At 65.6% G+C, this 334-nt stretch carries 1 protein-coding gene; it reads right to left on the bottom strand.

All coding sequences use genetic code 11. The annotated features are described in order from the left end of the window. Positions 1-334 (bottom strand): ATP-binding cassette domain-containing protein (locus PUR61_RS00225; RefSeq protein ID WP_329874361.1); only part of this gene is annotated, 334 nt, incomplete at both ends.

The raw sequence follows: 334 nt of genomic DNA, 5'->3' as shown, positions 1-334 counted from the left end.
TGTTCGAATAGAATCACATTGGGTTTAAACGCCAGCGCCGGGGCGATCGCGCCGCGCTGTTGCTGCCCGCGGGACTGTTGGGCCGGGAAATTTTGGGCCTGGGGGGGGACGCCGACCCTCTCAAGAAGGTCCGGGGCGTTGCCGCGGACTTTGACTTGCCCGTTCACCTGGTTCTCCCGCTCGGTCTTGTGCGCTAACTGGTTGATGCTCTGTAACACCTTGCCGACCTGGGCCCGCTGCCGGGAGAGCTCCGGGCCCTGGGGGGGCAGCGGGCGTCCGTCGATGGAGATCGTGCCGGAGTCGATGGTCTCCAGCCGGTTGATCGTCCGGCAGA

Origin of the sequence: Streptomyces sp. BE20 (assembly GCF_036322525.1) — a bacterium.
Taxonomy (GTDB): domain Bacteria; phylum Actinomycetota; class Actinomycetes; order Streptomycetales; family Streptomycetaceae; genus Kitasatospora.
Note: the sequence above shows the minus strand (reverse complement) of the source record. Positions and strands in the feature narration are given on the sequence as shown.